The organism is Hymenobacter terricola (assembly GCF_017921975.2).
Taxonomy (GTDB): domain Bacteria; phylum Bacteroidota; class Bacteroidia; order Cytophagales; family Hymenobacteraceae; genus Hymenobacter; species Hymenobacter terricola.
The window spans coordinates 86,686-105,019 of record NZ_JAGEMO020000004.1 but is presented as its reverse complement, the minus strand read 5'-3'; the positions used below and the strand labels follow the sequence as shown (position 1 = coordinate 105,019).

The following is an 18,334-nucleotide window of genomic DNA, read 5'->3' as shown; positions in this document are numbered from 1 at the left end:
AAGGAATTTCTACCCCCGCCTTCGGAGTTACCTTTGTACAATGATTATTATCCAGGAAACGGTCATCTCCGACGACATCGCCGACCATTTTTTTGTCTGCAACCTCGAAGCCTGCAAAGGCGCCTGCTGCGTGGAAGGCGACCTCGGTGCGCCCCTCGAAGAGCCTGAATTGAAGATTCTGGAGCAGGAATACGCCAATATCAAGCCCTTTCTTACGGATGCCGGCCGCGCCGCCATTGAGGCCCAGGGCCTTTACATCAAGGACTGGGAGGGGGACTTCAGCACAACAACCATTGACGATAAGGAGTGCGCCTACGCGCTCTATGATGAGCGCGGCATCCTGAAATGCGGCATCGAGCAGGCCTATCTGGCCGGGGCTACCACGTTCAAAAAGCCCATCAGCTGCCACCTGTACCCCATTCGCATCACGAAGTACGAAGGGTTCGATGCGCTGAACTACGACCGCTGGGGCATTTGCAACCCTGCCTGCGAGTTTGGCGGCACGCTGGGCGTGAGGGTGTACCAGTTTCTCAAGGAGCCGCTGATTCGCAAGTACGGCGAGAGGTGGTACGGGGAGTTAGTGCAGGAAATTGAGCACCCGACGCCGGAAGGAAAGAAGTAGGGGCGGGCACGAAGTATAGACGGGCAAGACAAAAAAGAACGTCATGCTGAGCTTGTCGAAGCATCTCTGCTGCAATACTAAAATGAATTAGTTGCGCGGCAGAGATGCTTCGACAAGCTCAGCATGACGTTCTACTATTTTCAGGGTGTGAGGCTTAGGCCTCTTCGCTCACGACAATTTTCTCGATTTCGTCGTTGGGCTGAATCTGGTCGATAACGTCCAGGCCTTCTACTACTTTGCCGAATACGGTGTGCACGCGGTCGAGGTGGGAGGTGTTGTCGCGCGAGTGCACGATGAAAAACTGCGAGCCGCCCGTGTTTTTGCCGGCGTGGGCCATGCTCAGCACGCCGCGCTCGTGGTACTGGTGGGCACCGCTGGTTTCACAGTCGATTTTGTAGCCGGGGCCGCCGGTGCCGGCCATGCCTTTCGCGCCTTCACGGGTGTTGGGGCAGCCGCCCTGGATGACGAAATTCGGGAGGACGCGGTGAAATTTCAGGCCGTCGTAGAAGCCTTTCTGGGCCAGGTCGGTGAAGTTTTTGACGGTTTTCGGGGCGTCTTGCTCGTAGAACTCGACTTTCATTACACCTTTCTTGGTGTGGATTTCTGCGGTTTTCATGTATCGCGGATTTAGCGGATTAAACAGATTTCGCGGATAGCGGCGGCGCTTCCGGGGGGCGAAGGTAAGAATTTGAAAGAGGTAAGAAACAACCGTCCGGTGTTGTTTCTTCGTAAGCTCGACTGCCCTATTGGCTTATACCCTTCCAACCTTTTTTCACAGTACCCCTTTCATGAAAAAGCATTTCACTCCTTTGCTTGCTGCCTTGGCTACCTCGCTCTTGCTGGCAAGCTGTGGCAACGACAAACCCGCCACTACCGAAACCTCGCCCACCAGCACCGTCAACCCCGCCGATTCGGTGGCGGCCATGGCCGGTGACTCGGCCCGGATGGCCAAGCCCAACGGCGTGATGGTGGACGGCGTGGCCATGACGGCCGACAAAAACATCGTGCAGAATGCCTCAGGTGCCAAAAGCGTGAGTACTCTGGTAGCCGCCGTGAAACAGGCCGGCCTGGTGGAAACCCTGAGCGGCCCCGGCCCTTACACTGTATTCGCGCCCACTAACGCCGCCTTCGACAAACTCCCGAAAGGCGCCGTGGCCGGCCTGATGGACCCCGCCAGCAAAGCCAAACTGGCCGGTGTGCTCACCTACCACGTCATTCCCGGCCGCCTCGTGGCTGCTGATTTGAAGGATGGCCAGGAACTGACTACCGTGAACGGCGAAAAGCTGCACATCACGGTGAAAGACGGCAAGGTGATGGTGGGCAACGGCAAAGACGCTCCTGCCACCGTGCAAATCGCCGACGTTATTTCCAGCAACGGTGTAACTCATGTCATTGACACGGTGGTGCTGCCAATGGCCAAGTAATTCGAGCCAAATGATACGAAAAGCGGCAATTCCGGAAGGAGTTGCCGCTTTTTTTGTTGTTCAAGCGCGGACTAATGCCGGTTGTCCTCGCCGGCCAGCATGCTCAGGTAGCTGTCGTAGCGGGGGAGGGCGATGCGGCCCTGGTCCACGGCCTCGCGCACGGCGCAGCCGGGCTCGTGGGTGTGCTGGCAGTTGTGGTAGCGGCACTGGTTGAGCAGAGCGCGCATTTCGGGGAAGTAGCCGGCCAACTCGGCAGGCGGCATGTCTACCAGACCCAGCTCTTTGATGCCGGGCGTGTCGATGATGAACGTGCCGGGGCGCACTTCCAGCATCTCAGCGAAAGTGGTGGTGTGCACGCCTTTGTCCGAAAACTGGCTGATTTCGGCCGTTTTCAGGTCGAGGTCGGGCACCAGAGCGTTGATGAGCGTGCTTTTGCCCACGCCGGAATGGCCGGCTAGCAGGCTCACTTTGCCGTCGAGCAATTGGTCGATTTCGGCTACTCCTTCGCCAGTGGTAGCGGCGCAGGTGCGGCTCGGGTAGCCCAGGCTGGCGTACATGCCGGCGATTTCGGCCTGGTACTCAAACCCGTCGGCGTCATACAAATCGGTTTTGTTGAAGAGCAGCGTAACGGGAATGTGGTAGGCCTCGGCCGTGACCAAAAACCGGTCGATGAACCCGAACGACGTGGCCGGCGACACCAGCGTGACCACCAGCATTGCCTGGTCCAGGTTGGCCGCTACGATGTGCACGTGGCCGGTTTTGTGCACCGACTTGCGCACGATGTAGTTGCGGCGCGGCACGATGGCGGAAATAACGGCCGCGCCTTCGCCCTGCGCCTCCACCGTGAATTCGACGTGGTCGCCCACGGCCAGCGGGTTGCTGGCTTTCAGGCCTTTTATCTTGAATTTGCCCCGCAGCCGGCACCGGTAAAGCTGCCCGGTTTCGGCACCGCGCACGATGTACCACGAGCCGGTGGATTTAATCACCGTGCCGTGCAGCAGCAGGTTAGGAGCAATTTGCAAGGAGGTATCCGGGGTCATGAGCGGGTGAGGCCGGGCAACGCGGCCATGATGATGCGGGTGGCGCCGGCCTGGCCGTGCACGTAGTCGAGCATGGCGTCCTGCAAGCGCAGGCGGGCGTCTTCGTTGTGCCACAAATACGTGAACGCAGCTTCCAGTTCCGCCGCGTTGTGCACCGGGAAGGCACATTTCAGCTCCACCAGCTCCACTGCTTCCTGGAACTTGGCATACGTCGGCCCAAAGAACAGGGGCAGGCCGAACGCCGCCGCTTCCAGCGTGTTGTGAAGGCCCTTGCCAAATGCCCCCCCGATGTAGGCGTAATGACCAAACCGGTAAAGCTGGCTCAGCAAGCCCATGTTATCAAACAACAGCACGCGGGCCTGGGCCACGGTAGCCGCATCGGCCTGCGAGTAGCGCACTACCTGGCCCGGCAGCGCCTCTTCTACCAAGCGCAGGTTGGTTTCGCTGATTTCGTGCGGCGCCACGAGGACACGTACTTTATTTTGATAACGCCGCAGCAACGGTGTCAGGGCCGGCAAATCTTCGGGCCAGCTGCTGCCCACCACCAGCACCGGCGCGCCATCGGCCACGAAGGCATCGACCACGGGCAATGCTTTCGGTGCGGCCGCCGCCGTTGCCACCACGGTATCGAACCGGGTGTCGCCGGCCACGCTCACCTGCGTCAGGCCAATGCCGCGCAGCAATTCGGCCGATGCTTCATTCTGGGTGAAAATGTGAGCGAAGTGCGTGAGAATTCGACGGAAAAAGCCGCCCCAGGGCTGAAAGAAAACCTGGTCGGCGCGGAAAATGGCCGATACCACGATGGCCGGAATCCCGCGCCGGTGGGCTTCGTTCAGAAAGTGGTACCAGAATTCGTACTTCACAAACACCACCAGCCGGGGCTGCACCACGTCGAGGAAAGCACGGGCATTGCGGCGGGTATCGAGCGGCAGGTAGAAAATATAGTCTGCCCCCGGCCATTTTTTGCGGATTTCATAGCCCGACGGCGAGAAGAACGTGAGCACCAGCTTGGTGCCGGGGTGGGCCTGGCGGTACGCTTCCAGCAGCGGCCGGCCCTGCTCAAACTCGCCTAGCGAAGCGCAATGAAACCACACCCGCGGGGCCGAATCAGCCCCAATCGTTTGACGAATGTGGGCCAGCAGCCCCCGGCGGCCCGCCACCCAGGCCGCCGCCTTGGGCACAAACGGCGCCAACAGGCGCAACAGCAGGCCATACAGGCCCAAAGCAATGTCGTAGAAGAACAGCAAGGCCCAAAATTACGCCAAGCAGGCCCATTCCCCGACGCTGGCTCCCGTTATAATTGCGTGTCGGCTTCCCAATCGACGGGGCAGGCTTCGCCGTTTTTCTCGAAGAACTGCAACGCGTCAATCATGCGAATGGCTTCGTTGAGGCTGCGGCCCAGGGGGCGGTCGTTCACCAGCTGGTGGCGCACGATGCCGTCTTTGTCGATAAGAAACAGGCCCCGATAGGCCAGGGGCGAGCCCACGTAGGTCATTTCGCCCTGCTCATTATAGTCGTAATGACCGCCCAGCACGTCGTAATTGGCCGCAATGGTTTTCGTGGCATCGGCCACCAGCGGGTATTTCACGCCGGCAATGCCGCCCTTGTCGCGGGGCTGAAGCTGCCAGGCCAGGTGGGCATATTGCGAGTCGGTAGAGCAGCCAATCACCGCCACGCCCCGGCGCTCAAATTCTTCCAGTCGGTCTTGGAAAGCCAGTATTTCGGTCGGGCACACCTTGCTGAAATCGGCGGGGTAGAAGTAGAACAGAACGTGCTTTTTGCCCAGGTAGCGGTCCAGTGAAAAATCTTCTTCGAAGGTGCCATCAATAACGGCGGTAGCTTTAAAGGAAGGGGCGCGCTTGCCCACGAGAACTGCCATTGGGAGGGAATTAGGAGGTATGAATTAGGAGTTATGAGTCAGTAGGCCGTCATGCAGAGCGCAGTGAAGCATCTCGCTCGGGGTAGTAATCAGCCGTTGCAACGAAGCGAGCGTGATGCTTCGCATGACGGCCTGTTTTAAATCGTCAGCTTACCGGCCTTTGAACGCCGGCTTGCGCTTTTCCACAAACGCGGCCATGCCTTCCTTCTGGTCTTCGGAAGCGAAGGCGAGGTAAAAGTTTTTGCGCTCGAACTGCAGGCCTTCTTCCAACGGCGTTTCAAATGCCCGGTTCACGGCCTCCTTGGCCAGGCGGGCGGCCACCGGGCTCATAGCCGCGATGCGGGCCGCCAGCCGATAGGCCTCTTCCAGGTACTGGCCCACGGGCACCACGCGGGTTACCAGGCCCACGCGGTGGGCCTCCCGGGCCGAAATGAACTCGCCGGTGAGCACCATTTCCATGGCCCGGGCCTTGCCCACGGCGCGGGTGAGGCGCTGGGTGCCGCCGCCGCCGGGGATGATGCCCAGCCGGATTTCGGGCTGCCCAAACTGCGCCGTTTCGGACGCAATCAGCATGTCGCAGGTCATGGCCAGCTCGCAGCCGCCGCCCAGCACGAAGCCCGATACGGCCCCAATCAGCGGCTTGCGGAACCGGCGGATTTGCTCCAGCGTGCCGGCCCGGTCGTCCAGAAACATGTCTACCGCCGTCTTGCCGGCCATTTCCTTGATGTCGGCCCCGGCTGCAAACGCCCGCTCATTGCCCGTAAGTATCACCACGCGCACGGCCTCGTCGGCGTCCAGGGCTTGCAGCGCGTCGCGGATTTCCCCCACCAATTGCCCGTTCAGGGCATTCAGTTCCTTGGGCCGGTTGAGCTGGATGAGGGCCACACCGGGCCGGGACTGGGGCGTTACGAGGAGGAATTCCATAAGAAAAATGTAGCGCGGACTTGTAGTCCGCGAGTGAATGAACCGTGCGACACGCGGGTTAAAAGCCCGCGCTACTTGCACACAAACTGAAACGTGCCCCGCGTGCGCTGCTCCAGCAGCAGCTCGCGCCCCGCCGTGAGGCGCGCCACGCTGGCCGCGTCGTAGTTCTTGATGGTGAACAGCGTGAGCCCGGTGTTGTAGTGCAGCGTGAATTGCTCGCGCAGCAAATCCAGCAGCTGGCTGATGCGGCGCTCCGAAAAATCGGTGCACACCGAAAAGCTGATGGCCGAATTCTGCATCACGTTAATCTTGAGCTTGGCCTGGGCCAGGGCCCCGAAAATCACCTCCAGGTTTTCTTCCGAGATGAACGCAAAGTCCTTGCTGGCGAAGGAGAGCAGGCACTGGTCGGTTTTGCGGATAATGGCCGGGGCCAGCGCCGCGTGCCGGCAGTCGTGAATGAGCGTGCCTTCCGCCTCGGGGTCCAGAAACGACTTCACCCGCAGCGGAATGTTGCGCTCAGCCAGCGGCTTTAGCGTTTTTGGGTGAATAACGGAGGCCCCGTAGTAGGCCATCTCAATGGTTTCGCGGTAGCTGATTTCGGGGTAGCGCACCGTGTCCGGGAAGATTTTGGGGTCGGCATTCAGCAGGCCCGCCACGTCCTTCCAGATGGTTACCGACTCGGCCCGCAGGCAGTAGGCGAAAATGGCGGCCGTGTAATCCGAGCCTTCACGGCCGAGGGTAGTGGTCAATCCATCGGGCGCCCGGCCGATAAAGCCTTGCGTCACAACGGGCACTTGGTGCATGGGCGGGCCTCCTTTGTGCCGCAGCATGTTCCAGATGGCCGCTTCGGTGCCCACCCAATCAACCTTGCCTTCGCGCCAGGTAGTGTCGGTTTGGATGAGTTCGCGGCAGTCTTGCCAGTTGCCATCGATGGCAGCCGCGACGATGCGCGAAGACAACAGTTCGCCGTAGCTCACTATTTGGTCATATTGCTGGTCGAAGTTGCCCGGAATTAATTCCGCCAATGACTGACGAAGGTCCCCCAAATACTCATTCAGTGCCATTTCAACCTCGCTCGGGTCCAGTAGTTCAGCCGCAACTTCGCGGTGAAACATTTCCAACCCGGCCAAGGGCCTCGCATAATCCTGGCCTGCGTAAGCCAACTGAAAAATCTCCTCCAGCGCATTGGTCGTCTTGCCCATCGCCGACACCACAATCAGTAAGGAGGCATTGCTGCCATATTCCCGCACGATGCGCCGAAGATTAAGAATAGCCGCCGCATCCTTCACCGATGCGCCACCGAATTTGTAAACCTGGAGTCCTGTCAATTCACTCATGGCCCCAAAAGTAGGCAGCCCCGCCGGAAAGGCCACTTCTGGGGCGTGCGATAAGGATTCTGGGCAGTGAGATACGACTTTCGGGTACTCGGCGGCCTCCCCAGGCCCTTCCACTGCTCCAGGCAGGCTCGACCGTCAGCGTTTCAATGGCCGACAACGCAATTTGCCGGCCCGCACCCCTAGTTTTTTGGATGAATTGCAGGTAAATTTGTCGCCCGCTGTTCCCCACTCAACCTTCCATTATGGACCACAACAAACTGGCCCTGCCCGTCGGCACCACCCTCGACCGCTTCATCATGCGCAAGCAGGAAGATTTTCCCTACGCCACGGGAGAATTGTCGCAGCTGCTGCGTGATATCGCGCTGGCCGCCAAAATCGTAAATCGCGAAATCAACCGCTCCGGCCTCATCGACATCGCCGGGGCCTACGGCAGCCAAAACGTGCAGGGCGAAGACCAGCAGAAGCTCGATGTCATCGCCAACATCCGCTTCATCCGGGCCCTGCGCAACGGTGGCGAAGTCTGCACCATCATTTCCGAGGAGGACGATGAAATGATTCAGACCGGCAACAACCAGGGCAAGTACGTGGTAGCCATCGACCCCCTGGATGGGTCGAGCAACATTGACGTGAACGTGAGCATCGGCACCATTTTCAGCATCTACCGCCGCGTGTCGCCCACCGGCCGCGAGGGCACGGAAGCCGATTGCCTGCAGCCCGGTACCCACCAGGTAGCCGCCGGCTACGTCATCTACGGCTCCAGCACCATGCTGGTGTACACGACCGGCAACGGCGTGAACGGCTTTACCTACGAGCATTCGCTGGGCGAATTCTTCCTCTCGCACCCCGACATCCAGACGCCCAAAACCGGCAATATCTACTCCATCAACGAAGGCAGCTCCGACTCCTTTTCGCCCGGCGTGGCCGCCTTCGTGCAGCAGTGCAAGGACAATAATTTTTCGGCCCGCTACATTGGTTCGCTGGTGGCCGATTTCCACCGCAACCTGCTCAAGGGCGGCATCTACATTTACCCCGCCACGGCCAAAAACCCCTCGGGCAAGCTGCGCCTCATGTACGAGTGCAACCCGCTCGCCTTCATCGTGGAGCAAGCCGGCGGCAAAAGCAGCAACGGCCTCCAGCGCACCATGGAAATCGAGCCCAAGCTGCCACACGAGCGCTGCCCCGTTTTCATCGGCAGCAAAGAATTAGTGGAGCAAGCCGAAGCCTGCTTGGTAAAAGAGAAGCAGCCCAATGAGCAACCCGAAGAGATGGAGGCGGCACCAAAAGCTGCCGTTACCAAATAAACATAGCCCACAAAAAAAAGGCCATTCCTGCATCAGGAGCGGCCTTTTTTTGTGGGTTTTAGGGAGTGCTACTCGGCCTTCTTGCCGCTTTTCTTGGCAGGGGCCTTGGTGGCCTCGGGGTTGCCTTCGGCTGCCGGGGCTTCGTCGGCCGCGGCAATCACGCCACCGGTGCTCAGCGGCTCGTCGGCCGTGGGCTCGTCGGCGGCTGATTCGTTGGCAGGGGCAGCACCGGCTTCCAGGTAGGGGCGGTACTTGCTCACGATGCCGAACCAGTTGGCTACTTTCTTAATATCGGAGAGGTACACCCGGTCGCGGTCATAGTCCGGAATCACGCTGGCCATAAAGTCGGTCAGCTCCCCTTCGCTCGACTTGGCCGTTACGGGCACCGTGGTGCCGTGCTGCTGATAAATGCGGTCAAACACTTCCGTCAGCGGCACGGTCTCGTCGGGGTCCTGGGTGTAGATGGAGATTTCCGACAGCAGCGACACTTTGTTGCGGGCCGGAGCCAGGGTACGCGTGGCTTTCTCGTCGAGGCTTTCCACCAGCACGCCGTGGCGCGCGGCGCGCACCAGGCGGTAAAGACCAGGCATGCCGCTGATGGCGGCCAACTCTTGCAATTCGTAAGGCATCTTGTTTAATGAAGAATGAGGAATGAAGAATGAGGAATGGAGAACGAGAGCTGAGCAAGTGGCCGTTGCCAATGCTCATCCCTCAGTCTTCACTCCTCATTCTTCAGTGCAAAACTACGGATTATTGTCCTTCCGTCGCGTTCGAGCCCGTCACGCCCAGCTTGAACGTAATGGGCAGGCTGGTCAGAATCGGATACTCCGGCTTTTTAAACTTGAGCAGGCGCACCACGCGAAGCGCTTCTTCGCCCGTGCCGCCGCCCACTTGCTTCACCAGCTTGATGCCCGACAGCGTGGCGTCGGGGTTCAGGGTGAAACTCACAATGCACTGCCCCTGAATGCGGTTGCGCTTGGCCATGAGCGGGTATTTCAGCTCCTTGCCAATGAAGTCGTACATGGCCGTCTGGCCACCGTCGTAGTATTCGGCCACCGGAATGACCTTGCCTGCGGAGGCAATACCGGTTCCTTGCTCAGCCTGCGTTTTGGGCGCGGGCGTGGTGTTGGGGGCGGTTTGGGCCACGGCCGGGGCGGCGGCAGCCAGCAGCAGGCCCAGGGCCAGCCGCGAAATGGAAGCATTTTTCGTCATGATTATTTTAAAAGAGGGGCGGGGAAACAAGAAGGGGAAAACGACCATTGGGGCGCGGGCCGCAATTGGCAATTTAAGGGCCAATCTACGCATTGGCCGCGGCATCAGGCTCCCATTGTTTGTTTATGTCGGCAATGAATTCCAGCACTTCATCGCGCCCCAGGCCGGTTTCGGCCGAAGTCTGGAAATAGCGCGGCAGCTCGTCCCAGGTTTCGCTCATTTTGCGCAGATACTCGGCCAGCAGCGCTTTGGTTTGCGCCGTCGATTGCTTGTCTGATTTGGTGAATATCATCACGAAAGGAATGCCCTCGGAGCCCAGCTTTTCCATGAATTCCAGGTCGGCGGCCTGCGGCGCGTGGCGCGAATCAATGAGCACGCACACGCACATCAAATTGGCCCGGTGCAGCAGATAGTAATTAATCATCTTCGCCCATTCCGCCCGTGAGGTTTTGCTCACTTTAGCGTACCCATAGCCCGGCAAATCGACCAAATACCAATTGTCGTTAATTACAAAATGATTAATTAATTGCGTCTTTCCCGGCGATGCCGACGTTTTGGCCAGGCCATTGCGGCCCGTCAGCATATTAATGAGCGACGATTTGCCCACGTTGGAGCGGCCAATAAAGGCATATTCGGGCAGGGTGGGCGCCGGGCACAAATCGGCCCGGGAATTACTGGTTAAAAAACGGGCATCGCGGATAATCATAGAGGAGCAGGCAAATAACCAAATGGTACAGGCCCCAAAATTACACCCGAAACCAAGCCATAGCCGAACAAATAAAAATGTGTGAATGGATTGCTATTTCGTTGGTGCCTCTATATTTGCGCGGCATGCCCGCCAATCCAGCGGGCCGCTGCCGCCGCACACGCCCGCAGTTTAATGGCCGAAATCTTGCCAGAAACCGCTTTTAGTAAGCAAAAAACCTATCTTTGCCCGTCATTATCCTTTTCATGACGAGGCCTTGGATAGGGTGTCGGCCTGTTTGATACGGTTACTTTCGGGGCAAAACGGCATTAAAGCCTAACCCTACCGTAGAATTTCAGTATAAGCCCAAAATATAGTTTCGCTGCCTCTGCCACTACGCGGCGTTTTTCTTCTTACAACCCCTTCAGAAATTTCTTTTTTTCAAACATCTCCTCCAATGGACAACTTATCCAGAAGGTTACTGCAAGCGTCGTGCGCCGTTGCCCTTACCGCCGCTATCGCCTCCCCGGCCGAGGCGCAAAGCACGCGTAAGGACCTCAAAACCGGCAACAAGTTCTTCGAGCAGGAAAATTACCGCGCCGCTATTCCGTACTATGAGAAGGTGCTGGCTAAAGACCCGAATAACGCCAAGGCCCTGTTCAACGCTGGCATTTCCTACATGTCTTTTGACAAGGAGAAGGCGAGCGACTACATCTACAAGGCGCAAAAAATCAAGCCCAAAGTTTCGAAAGACGTGGAGTACTGGCTCGGCCGGGTCGACCACCTCAACTACAACTTTGATGAGGCCGTGGCTCACTTCCAGGCCTACAACGCCACGCTGAAAAAGAACGACCAGCGCAAAGAAGAGTTGACTCAGCTCATTCAGCACAGCAAGAATGCCAAGGTGCAGTTCAACTCGCCCAAGGACATCTTTGTGAAGAACCTGGGCCCGACCATCAACACGCAATTCTCGGAGCACAGCCCGGTTATTTCGTCCGATGATAAACTACTCATTTTTACCTCGCGCGGCGAGAACGTGACCGGCGCCACCGGCGCGCCAAGCGACAAGAAAAACAAAAGCATCGCCGCCGATGGCGAGTATTACGAAGACATTTTCGAAGCTTCGCGTCTTGACGACGAGAACTGGCAGAAGCCGCGCTCGTTGAGCGGCGTGCTGAATGGCAAAGGCCACGACGCCTCTATTCAACTGTTCGATAACGACACGAAGCTGTTGATGTACCGCAACGACAACAACGGTGACATTTTCGTAACCGATAAAACGGGCGGCGACTGGTCGGCCCCGAAACCGTTGGATGGCAACATCAACTCGAAGGCGTTTGAGTCGGATGCGTTCATCACGCCCGATGGCCTGACCATTTACTTCTCGACCGGTAAGTATTCGGAAGACGGTACGTTGGATTTGTACGTATCGACCCGTACCTCAACTGGCTCTGACTGGGGCCCGGCCAAGTCGCTCGGTGCCAACATTAACACCAAGTACGACGACGATAGCCCGTACCTGAGCAAAGACGGCAAAACGCTCTATTTCTCGTCGCGCGGCCACAACACGATGGGCGGCTACGACATTTTCAAGTCGGAATACGACGAAGCCGGCCGCAAGTGGGGCGCTGCCCAGAACATGGGTTACCCCGTCAACACGCCGGACGATGACTCCTACTACCGCCTGAGCCCAGACGGCTCGTATGCCTACCTGAGCAGCTATCGCATCGGCGGCTACGGCGAAAAGGACATCTACACCATCAACTACATCAAGAACGCCAACATCGTTGGTAAGGTGTTCTCGAAGCGTGACAGCACGACCGTGATTCCGGGCGTAGAGCTGGTATTCAGCGGCTCAACGGCTGATAAATCGGCACTGAGTTTCCGTGATGTGACCAAGCCTGACGGTGCTTACCAGGTAGCAGTGCTTTCGGGCCGGACTTACCAGGTGGCCGTGAGCAAAGACGGTAAGAACATCGAAACGCAGGAATTTCCCGTTCCGGTGTCGACGAACGACTCGACCACGATTGTCAAGAACTTCTACATCGATTACGTTGACACGACTCAGAATAACATGTTCGCTTCGAAGAACATCTATTTTGATACCGATAAGTACAAGCTGCGTCCGGAGTCGATTACGCGTCTGAATGAAATCAGCCAGATTTTGATGGCCAACGTGGGCGTCAACATCTCAATTGAAGGCCATTGCGACTCGCGCAACACAGACGAGTACAACATGGTACTTGGCCAGAACCGTGCTGAGGCCGCCTTCAAATACCTCAAGAAGCAAGGCGTTACCGAAACCCGTATGACTACGGTGAGCTACGGCGAGCGCCGTCCGGCCGCGCCGAACGATTCGCCCGAGAACATGCAGCTTAACCGCCGCGACGAGTTCAAGGTGGTGCTGAAAGAAGGCGAAGCGATGCCTGCTATGACGGCCCCAACTACTGCTGCCCCGACTACGTCGGAAACCTCAACCACTACGACCACTGCTACCCCGCTGAGCCCCGGCAAAAGCAAGGTGAAAACGGCCGACGGCTCAAAGGTGAAAACCAAGGTAGACGAGGATTCGGACAAAGTGAAGGTGAAAACCAAAGGCCCCAGCGGCGATACGAAGACGACCACCAAAAACGGTGAGTTGGAAGGCAAAGCAAAGGACGCCAGCGGCGAAAAAACCAAAATCAAGGCCAAGAACTAAGTATCGTTCAGGCCACTAGGTAGGGGAGCGGGCCGGGCAGATTGCCCGGCCCGCTCTTTTTTAGGCCTTTGCCAGCCCGCGGCAATTCTTTTGTGGCCGCCTGGGCTAACAAACCTGCCCGTTTTGGCGTTGGGGGGAGACAATTTTCCCGCTTCATTCCCGTTCTTTGCGCCCGCTCATGGCCGTATTACCTTACAAAGACAACTCCGCCGATAAGAAATCGCAGGTTGCCCAGATGTTTAACTCCATCGCGGGCAAGTACGATTTCCTCAACCACTTCCTCAGCGCGGGCACCGACATTTACTGGCGGCGCAAAGCGGTGGATGAGTTGAAAACCTTGCGCCCGGCGCGCATCCTGGACATTGCCACCGGCACGGCCGATTTTGCCATTGAAACCCTGCGCACCGCCGCGCCCGACGCGCAAGTGACCGGCGTGGATATTTCGGAAGGCATGCTGGAGGTGGGCCGGCGCAAGCTGGCCGCCAAAGGCCTGGGGCACCGCATTCAACTTGAACTGGGCGACTCGGAAAACCTGCCCTTCGGAGATGGTGAATTCGACGCGGTGACGGCCTCTTTCGGGGTGCGCAACTTTGCGCATCTGGAAGCCGGACTGGCCGAAATGCGGCGGGTGCTTCGGCCTGGTGGTAAACTCGTTATCCTCGAATTCAGCAAGCCGACCGCTTTTCCGCTCAAGCAAGCTTATAATTTTTACTTCCGTCGGGTGCTGCCGGTTTTTGGCAAATTGATTTCCAAAGACCAGTCAGCCTATACTTACCTGCCTGCTTCGGTGCAGGCATTTCCCGACGGCCCCGACTTTCTGGCCATTCTGGCTAAAGTCGGCTTTAAAGAACCTGCATGGCAACCACTCACCTTCGGCATAAGCTCCATTTACACGGCGCACAACTAAACCGCCTCGCACTGCTGGGCCTGCTTGTGCTGCTGGTGCCCACGGCGGCACTGGCGCAACGCAAAGCCAGCTCGAAAGCCAATCGGGGCAAGAACGGCAGCCTAAAGTCCATTACGGTGAACAACCTGCCGGCTTATGACGACCGATGGTTTCACCCCGGTATGTACGTGAGCTTCTCGGCGTCGCGGTTTATTATCGAGCAGTCGGCCACTTACATCGCCAACCGCACGGTCACGGCCAACTCAATTATCAGCCCGAGCCTGGGCGTGGGCTTTATTGGCGATGCGCGGCTGGGCGGGCCGGAGTCGCCCTTTATTCTGCGGTTCGCGCCGGGGGTGAACTTCCTCACCCGAAAGGTAGAATTTACCCCTCACGGGTATTCATCCCCGGATTCGGTGGTGACGCAGGAGGTGACGTCGACGGTGATTCAGTTTCCGCTGCTGCTGAAGTACCAGTCGGACCGGCGGCGCAACTCCCGGATGTACATGATTGCCGGCCTCAACCCCATTCTGACGGCCAGCAACCGCCGTAGCGACCCGCTGCACAACCAGCTGCGGGCCCTGGACAGCGACCTGACGCTGGAGTACGGCGTGGGGCTGGAATTATTCTATCCCCTGTTCAAGCTGGCACCGGAGCTGCGGTTTTCGCACGGCCTGAAAAACCTGCTTGTGTACCACAATGACCTGTTCAGCCGGAGCTTGCAGAGCATGAGCACCAACGCGGTGACGCTCTATATCAACATTCAGAACTAAGGCTTTGCTACTCGTTGGTAGTGGCTTGTCGTTGGATAAAAGCTGACAGTGAGTAGCCAACCAGAAGCAACCGAAGCAGCAATCCATAACCAATTATGAAAGTAGCTTTTGTTACCGGCGCATCGTCGGGCATTGGCCGGGCCACGGCGGTGGCCCTGGCGGGGGCGGGCTTTCAGCTGGTGGTGACCGGGCGGCGGCGCGAGCGGCTGGATGAACTGGCGGCCCAGCTGGCGCCAGTGCCGGTGCATGTGCTCACGTTTGACGTGCGCGACCGGGCGTCGGTAGTCGCGGCCGTGGCCACGCTGTCGGCCGAGCTGCAAGCGCCCGATGTGCTGGTGAACAACGCCGGGGGCGCGCATGGCCTGGCGCCCATCCAAAGCGGCGACCCCGCCGACTGGGACCAGATGCTGGACGCCAACGTGCGCGGCCTGCTGAACGTGACCCACGCGCTGCTGCCCGGCATGACGGCGCGGAAAAGCGGCTTTATCCTGAATATTGGCTCGATAGCCGGGCAGGAGGCCTACGCCAACGGCAACGTGTATTGCGCCACCAAGGCGGCCGTGAACATGCTCACCAAAACCATGCGGCTGGACTTGTTGCCCACCGGCGTGCGGGTGGCCGAGGTGAACCCCGGCGCGGTAGAAACCGAGTTTTCGCAGGTGCGCTTCAAGGGCGACGAGGCGCGGGCGGCTAAAGTATACGAAGGCTTCGAGCCCCTGAAAGCCGAGGACATCGCCGATGTCATCGTGTTTATGGTGACCCGGCCGCCGCACGTCACCATTGCCGAAGTGCTGGTATTGGCGGGCGCGCAAGGCGCGGCTACGACGATTGCGCGAAAATAGGGCTGCAGCCAGAGCTAGCGGGATTGGCTACGCCGAAGTTGCCAGCTCTGCCAGCACGGCGCGGTTTAGCTCGTGCTTGCCGGGGAAGGTGATGAAGCGGGCAGCGGCCCCGAGTTGTTGCAGATGCCGGTGTTGTTGCTCGGCCTGCGCAACCGGGATGTACTCATCATCGGAGCCGATGACGACGGTCAGGGGCAGGTTTTGCAGGAGGTTTTGGGTGGTGGCGGGTTCAATATCTTCGGGAAACCCGCCGGCCCAGAGGATGAGGTGGGCGGGCCGAAAATGGGCCTGCGCCAGCCAGCGGCTGGCCGTAGCCGTGCCTTGCGAAAAGCCCAATACGGTGACCTGAACGCTGGGGAGGCATTCGTCCAGCACTTTTTGGGACAGCTGATTGAGGAAGTTGACGTGGTCGTCGATTTCGGGCAGACGGTCGTCGCGGGTCATCCAGCTGGCGCCCACGCGCCCACCGTTGCCGTTGAGGTAAAAGCGGGAGAGGCCTTCGGGCGCGACGACGACGGTGTACGGGTCGGCTTCGGCAAGGAAAGCAAAATGACGGGAAAAGTAGGCGGCCAACTGCCCGTAGCCGTGGCACACAAACCATATCCGCTGGGTTTCGGCAGATAATTCGCCCAACTGGTAGTAGCGAGCCGAGCGAGTGACGGCAAGGTGGTGTTCGGTCATGGTTGGGTTGCGGCAGGCGACGCGGGGGGCAGGTCGTCGGCAGAAAAGTTGAACGGCATGAGCGCCGCCAGGGTGCTGAAGCGCAGGATGGTGCCGGCGCGGCTGGGCAGCAGCAGCGGGATGGGCTGGCCCTGGCGGGTTTCGTACTCCAGCATCACCTGGCGGCAGGCGCCGCAGGGGAGGGCCGGGCCAAAGTCGCCGCCGGCCGGCCGGGCGGCCACGGCCATGGCCACGATGGGCGCGTGGTTGGGCTGATTGGCGGCGAGCCCGAACAACGCGGTGCGCTCGGCGCAAAGACCAGAAGGATAGGCCGCATTTTCCTGATTGGTGCCCCGGAACACGGTGCCGTCGGCCAGAAGCAGGGCGGCCCCCACGCAGAAACCGGAATACGGCGCGTAGGAATGGGCGGTGGCATCGCGGGCAGCCTGCCAGATGGTCTGTTCGTCAGCGCTGAGGTCGGCAGTAGAGTCCAGCTCTTCGTAGGCAATGAGCTGCTGGCGGGAAATGCTAGCCATGTAAATGGAATTAGGGGGCGGCGAAGGTAAGGCGCCTGCGGCGTAATGAGGAATGAATAATGAGGAAGTTAGAAACCTCTTGCTCCATTCTTTATTCCTCATTAAGCCGCAGGCGTTCTACTTTTGCCGCATGACCTCCCGCCTTCTTCTCCTTGGTGCCGGCCGCTCGGCCTCGTCCCTCATCCAGTATTTATTGCGCCACGCGCCCACCGAAAACTGGTTTCTGACCGTGGCCGACGTGAACCCGGCCCACTTGGTGCCGGTGCTGGCCGCGCACACCGAATACGCCCACGCCGTGCCGTTTTCGACGGATAATGAAGCCCGCCTGGACGAGTTGGTGGCCCAGGCCGACGCGGTGATTTCCATGCTGCCCGCCGCGCTGCACGCCGTGGTGGCGCGGGCCTGCGTGCGCCACGGCCGCCACCTGGCCACGGCCAGCTACGTGAGCCCCGAGATTCAGGAGCTGCACGCCGGGGCGGTAAAAGCTGGAGTGACGCTGCTCATGGAATGCGGGCTCGACCCCGGCCTGGACCACATGTCGGCCATGCGGGCCATTGCCCACATCCGGGCGCGGGGCGGGGTTATTACGTCTTTCAAAAGCTACTGCGGTGGGCTGCTGGCCCCGGCCGCGGAGGGCGACAATCCCTGGAAATACAAGTTCACCTGGAACCCGCGCAACGTGGTGCTGGCCGGCCAGAGCACGGCCAAATTCCTGGAAAATGGCCGGCCGCGCTTCATTCCGTATCAGCAGCTGTTTGCGCGTACGGAGACGCTGGCCGTGCCCGAATACGGCGAGTTTGAGGGCTACGCCAACCGCGACTCGCTGAGCTACCGCGCCCCGTACGGGCTCGATGACATTCCGACCATTTTGCGCGGCACCTTGCGCCGGCCGGGCTACTGCGCCGCCTGGCACGCGCTGGTGCGCCTGGGCCTGACCGATGATTCGGTGAACCTCGACAACCCCGAAACCATGACCTGGGCCGAGCTGGTAGCGGCGTATTTGCCGGTGTCCCCCATCCCGCACCTCGACCTGGCGCAGCGCGTGGCCACCTACCTCGGCCTGAACCCGGCCGGCGAAGAAATGGGCCGCCTGCATTGGCTGGGCCTGTTTTCAGACCGGCATGTGGGCCATGCCCACGCCACACCGGCCCAGCTGCTGGAGCGCCTGCTGGCCGAAAAGTGGCAGCTCGAACCCCACGACCACGACCTGATTGTGATGCAGCACCTCTTCGAGTTTGAGCTGGGCGGGGCCATGCACCGCCTCACCTCGTCGTTGGCCGTGGTGGGCGACGACGCCACCCACACCGGCATGGCCAAAACCGTGGGCCTGCCCCTGGGCATGGCCGTGCGCCGCCTGCTGCGCGGTGAAGTGTCCCGGCGCGGCGTGCTGATTCCGGTGGGGGCCGACCTGTACGAGCCCATTCTGGACGAACTGGCGGCTGATTATGGCATTCGCTTCAGCGAGGAGGAGGCGTAGTCCTTCGAAAGACCCAAACCGTGCTTCGAAGGACCCAA

19 protein-coding genes are annotated in these 18,334 nt (G+C 59.5%); 8 read left to right on the top strand and 11 right to left on the bottom strand.

What is annotated here, in order from left to right:
- Positions 1-40: 40 nt before the first annotated feature.
- Positions 41-622 carry a DUF3109 family protein gene (locus tag J4G38_RS05540; protein ID WP_210516175.1) on the top strand — a complete coding sequence of 194 codons (582 nt, stop codon included), beginning with the start codon at positions 41-43 and terminating at the stop codon, positions 620-622.
- A gap of 154 nt (positions 623-776) precedes the next feature.
- Here the strand turns inward: J4G38_RS05540 and J4G38_RS05535 are convergent, their stop codons facing one another.
- Positions 777-1,238 (bottom strand): peptidylprolyl isomerase, encoded by a 462-nt coding sequence (locus J4G38_RS05535; RefSeq protein WP_210516177.1) that lies wholly within the window; start codon positions 1,236-1,238, stop codon positions 777-779.
- A gap of 205 nt (positions 1,239-1,443) precedes the next feature.
- On the opposite strand from J4G38_RS05535, the gene J4G38_RS05530 reads away from it, so the two are divergent.
- The gene (locus J4G38_RS05530) at positions 1,444-2,046 is read left to right on the top strand and encodes a fasciclin domain-containing protein (RefSeq protein ID WP_226163171.1); all 603 of its coding nucleotides are present in this window, start codon (positions 1,444-1,446) and stop codon (positions 2,044-2,046) included.
- 71 nt (positions 2,047-2,117) lie between these two features.
- Here the strand turns inward: J4G38_RS05530 and rsgA are convergent, their stop codons facing one another.
- From rsgA to J4G38_RS05505, 5 genes are all read right to left on the bottom strand, one after another.
- The gene (gene rsgA / locus J4G38_RS05525) at positions 2,118-3,068 is read right to left on the bottom strand and encodes a ribosome small subunit-dependent GTPase A (protein WP_262905927.1); all 951 of its coding nucleotides are present in this window, start codon (positions 3,066-3,068) and stop codon (positions 2,118-2,120) included.
- A gap of 14 nt (positions 3,069-3,082) precedes the next feature.
- A complete protein-coding gene (locus J4G38_RS05520; RefSeq protein ID WP_210516183.1) occupies positions 3,083-4,333 on the bottom strand; it encodes a 3-deoxy-D-manno-octulosonic acid transferase in 1,251 nt (416 codons plus the stop codon).
- Positions 4,334-4,380: 47 nt separating this feature from the next.
- Positions 4,381-4,965, bottom strand: coding sequence for a peroxiredoxin (locus J4G38_RS05515; protein WP_210516185.1), 585 nt, complete (start codon positions 4,963-4,965; stop codon positions 4,381-4,383).
- Between the two features lie 150 nt (positions 4,966-5,115).
- Positions 5,116-5,889 carry an enoyl-CoA hydratase-related protein gene (locus J4G38_RS05510; RefSeq protein ID WP_210516187.1) on the bottom strand — a complete coding sequence of 258 codons (774 nt, stop codon included), beginning with the start codon at positions 5,887-5,889 and terminating at the stop codon, positions 5,116-5,118.
- Between the two features lie 71 nt (positions 5,890-5,960).
- Entirely contained in the window at positions 5,961-7,226 is a 1,266-nt protein-coding gene (locus J4G38_RS05505; protein ID WP_210516189.1) for an aspartate kinase, read from the bottom strand.
- Between the two features lie 242 nt (positions 7,227-7,468).
- Between J4G38_RS05505 and fbp the strand changes: the two genes are divergently transcribed.
- Complete coding sequence (gene fbp, locus J4G38_RS05500) at positions 7,469-8,527, top strand: class 1 fructose-bisphosphatase (RefSeq protein WP_210516191.1); 1,059 nt, start codon at positions 7,469-7,471, stop codon at positions 8,525-8,527.
- Between the two features lie 68 nt (positions 8,528-8,595).
- Here fbp and J4G38_RS05495 read toward each other — a convergent pair whose 3' ends face one another.
- From J4G38_RS05495 to yihA, 3 genes are all read right to left on the bottom strand, one after another.
- Positions 8,596-9,156, bottom strand: coding sequence for a DUF5606 family protein (locus J4G38_RS05495; RefSeq protein ID WP_210516193.1), 561 nt, complete (start codon positions 9,154-9,156; stop codon positions 8,596-8,598).
- A 121-nt stretch (positions 9,157-9,277) separates the two neighbouring features.
- Positions 9,278-9,739 (bottom strand): energy transducer TonB, encoded by a 462-nt coding sequence (locus tag J4G38_RS05490; protein WP_210516195.1) that lies wholly within the window; start codon positions 9,737-9,739, stop codon positions 9,278-9,280.
- A gap of 85 nt (positions 9,740-9,824) precedes the next feature.
- Positions 9,825-10,445, bottom strand: a complete 621-nt coding sequence (gene yihA / locus J4G38_RS05485) for a ribosome biogenesis GTP-binding protein YihA/YsxC (protein ID WP_210516197.1) — start codon at positions 10,443-10,445, stop codon at positions 9,825-9,827.
- Positions 10,446-10,881: 436 nt separating this feature from the next.
- On the opposite strand from yihA, the gene J4G38_RS05480 reads away from it, so the two are divergent.
- The 4 genes from J4G38_RS05480 to J4G38_RS05465 all read left to right on the top strand — a co-directional run bounded on the left by J4G38_RS05480 (position 10,882) and on the right by J4G38_RS05465 (position 15,623).
- The gene (locus J4G38_RS05480) at positions 10,882-13,122 is read left to right on the top strand and encodes an OmpA family protein (protein WP_210516199.1); all 2,241 of its coding nucleotides are present in this window, start codon (positions 10,882-10,884) and stop codon (positions 13,120-13,122) included.
- A gap of 178 nt (positions 13,123-13,300) precedes the next feature.
- Entirely contained in the window at positions 13,301-14,029 is a 729-nt protein-coding gene (ubiE, locus tag J4G38_RS05475; RefSeq protein WP_210516201.1) for a bifunctional demethylmenaquinone methyltransferase/2-methoxy-6-polyprenyl-1,4-benzoquinol methylase UbiE, read from the top strand.
- On the top strand, positions 13,978-14,781 hold the full coding sequence (porT, locus tag J4G38_RS05470) for a type IX secretion/gliding motility protein PorT/SprT (RefSeq protein WP_210516203.1): 804 nt from the start codon (positions 13,978-13,980) through the stop codon (positions 14,779-14,781). Before ubiE ends, porT begins: the two co-directional genes overlap by 52 nt.
- 92 nt (positions 14,782-14,873) lie before the next feature.
- A complete protein-coding gene (locus tag J4G38_RS05465; RefSeq protein WP_210516391.1) occupies positions 14,874-15,623 on the top strand; it encodes an SDR family NAD(P)-dependent oxidoreductase in 750 nt (249 codons plus the stop codon).
- A 27-nt stretch (positions 15,624-15,650) separates the two neighbouring features.
- Here J4G38_RS05465 and J4G38_RS05460 read toward each other — a convergent pair whose 3' ends face one another.
- Entirely contained in the window at positions 15,651-16,304 is a 654-nt protein-coding gene (locus tag J4G38_RS05460) for an alpha/beta hydrolase (protein WP_210516205.1), read from the bottom strand.
- Positions 16,301-16,819 (bottom strand): cytidine deaminase, encoded by a 519-nt coding sequence (locus J4G38_RS05455; protein ID WP_210516207.1) that lies wholly within the window; start codon positions 16,817-16,819, stop codon positions 16,301-16,303. The genes J4G38_RS05460 and J4G38_RS05455 overlap by 4 nt, the downstream gene beginning before the upstream one ends.
- Positions 16,820-16,949: 130 nt before the next feature.
- Here J4G38_RS05455 and J4G38_RS05450 point away from each other — a divergent pair, with 130 nt between their 5' ends.
- Positions 16,950-18,296 (top strand): saccharopine dehydrogenase family protein, encoded by a 1,347-nt coding sequence (locus J4G38_RS05450; protein ID WP_210516209.1) that lies wholly within the window; start codon positions 16,950-16,952, stop codon positions 18,294-18,296.
- The last annotated feature ends 38 nt before the right edge of the window (positions 18,297-18,334 follow it).